Genomic DNA, 2,087 nt, shown 5'->3' on the forward strand with positions numbered 1-2,087 from the left:
AGCGAATAGTTTAAATACGACCTATAACGGCAAAAACCAAACAGCATCAGGCTTTAGTGCAACAGGTTTGGTCAATGGTGAAACTGAATCTGTACTTTCTGGTGTACAGCATCCTAACGCTAAAGATGCAGGCAGTTATACAATAAAGCCAATGGCGTTGATAAAAACTACGATCTACCTTTGTCGATGGGGCTTGATATTGCCAAAGCCAAAGCACTACGCAATAGTTAAAACTATAACGGAAAACCAAACAGCATCAGGCTTTAGGCAACAGGTTTGGTCAATGGCGAAGAAAGTTCGGTATTGACAGGTGTCACAGCCTCTGTAACGGCTAAAGACGCAGGCAGTTATACAAACAAAGCCAATGGCGTTGATAAAAACTATGATCTGAGCTTTGTTGATGGAGCATTGGATATTGCCAAAGCCAAAGCGACTGTAACGGCGAATAGTTTAAATACGACCTATAACGGTAAAGACCAAACAGCATCAGGCTTTGTGCAACAGGTTTGGTCAATGGCGAAGATAGTTCTGTATTGACAGGTGTCACAGCATCTGTAACGGCTAAAGATGCAGGCAGTTATACAAACAAAGCCAAAGGTGTTGATAAAAACTATGATCTGACCTTTGTCGATGGGGCTTTGGATATTGCCAAAGCCAAAGCGACTGTAACGGCGAATAGCGTATCATCTGTTTATAATGGACAAAATCAAACAGCGTCAGGCTTTACTGCAACAGGGTTAGTCAATGGCGAAGATAGTTCTGTATTGACAGGTGTGACAGCCTCTGTAACGGCTAAAGATGCAGGCAGTTATTCGAACAAAGCCAATGGCGTTGATAAAAACTACGATCTGAGCTTTGTCGATGGTGCATTGGATATTGCTAAAGCTAAAATTAACCAAGTCACAGGAATCACAGCAAATAATCGTGTTTATGATGCCAGTACACAAGCAACGTTGAATACAGCAGCAGCACAATTTACAGGTCAGATCGCAGGTGATGAACTGAAAGTCCTATTAGCAACAGGACAATTCAGTGATAAAAATGTGGGTAATGCCAAACAAGTAAGCATTCAAGGAATTAGCCTAAGTGGTGCAGATGCACATAACTATGAGTTAGTGAATAACACTGCACAAACTACAGCTGATATTAGTCAAGCTAAGATTCAATATATTACAGGCATTCGCGCAAATAATCGCACCTATAATGGATTAACAATTGCTGATTTAGATCTTAGTCATGCCGAGTTCAGTGGCATCTATGCAGGGGATAATCTGAATGTAGCAACAGCAACGGGTCAATTTGACAATGCGACCACAGGGCAAGGCAAAAATGTATTGATTACAGGTTTAAGTCTTGGTGGTTTAGATGCCCAAAATTACACATTGGTGGATACGACCGCGAAAACTACAGCAGATATCTATATGTTGACACCGACGGCTTACTTACAGGCCATTCAATTCAAACGACCGCATTATTTGCCTGAAACACAAAATGCATTAAATACCGTCAATCTTGACGTACGCCAAGGTGGTGTGAACACCACAGGCATTCAAATCTTGGCAGGGGAGCACTAAACAATGAAATTACAACAACATATATTGGCAGCATCTGTAAGTGCTTGTTTCATGTTATTCAGCAACACAAACCATGCAGCACCTGCCCCGAATGCTGGGCAGCTGTTACAACAACAGCAACAAGGGCAAACTCTTGAGCCACAACCTGCAGTGCAGATTGAAAATACCGCAAATCCAATCGCTCCTACGGCAACAGATGTACAAATTCCTGTACGAAAAATTGAAATTATCGGGAATAGCCGTTTTAGCACCCAACAACTCCATCAACTGGTTGTTGATGCCGAAGGTCAGCAACTGACACTAAATCAACTTTGGCAGGTTGCACAAAAGATTAGCACTTACTATCAACAACATGGTTATGGTTATAGTCGTGCTTATCTTCCACAACAAAACTTAAGCAAGGTATTGTACGAATCAATGTACTTGAAGCGTATTACGATAAAACTCAAATTGACAATCAAAGCCGAACTCAAAACTGGCTTATTGAGCAAACAGTCGCACCCTTGAAACAAG

General features: G+C 41.5%; 4 protein-coding genes. All 4 read left to right on the forward strand.

Annotated features, from left to right (window positions below):
• On the forward strand, nucleotides 1–307 hold a 307-nt coding region (locus tag ACINWC743_RS24875; RefSeq protein ID WP_009585785.1), incomplete at its 5' end, for a hypothetical protein.
• A complete protein-coding gene (locus tag ACINWC743_RS24880) occupies nucleotides 277–537 on the forward strand; it encodes an MBG domain-containing protein (protein ID WP_228129109.1) in 261 nt (86 codons plus the stop codon). The genes ACINWC743_RS24875 and ACINWC743_RS24880, both read left to right, overlap by 31 nt.
• Nucleotides 507–1,574 carry a YDG domain-containing protein gene (locus ACINWC743_RS13080; protein ID WP_228129110.1) on the forward strand — a complete coding sequence of 356 codons (1,068 nt, stop codon included), beginning with the start codon at nucleotides 507–509 and terminating at the stop codon, nucleotides 1,572–1,574. The genes ACINWC743_RS24880 and ACINWC743_RS13080 overlap by 31 nt, the downstream gene beginning before the upstream one ends.
• A 3-nt stretch (nucleotides 1,575–1,577) precedes the next feature.
• Complete coding sequence (locus ACINWC743_RS13085) at nucleotides 1,578–2,081, forward strand: POTRA domain-containing protein (protein WP_009585786.1); 504 nt, start codon at nucleotides 1,578–1,580, stop codon at nucleotides 2,079–2,081.
• Nucleotides 2,082–2,087 lie beyond the last annotated feature (6 nt).

It is taken from the genome of Acinetobacter sp. WC-743 (genome assembly GCF_000335555.1).
GTDB lineage: Bacteria > Pseudomonadota > Gammaproteobacteria > Pseudomonadales > Moraxellaceae > Acinetobacter > Acinetobacter bereziniae.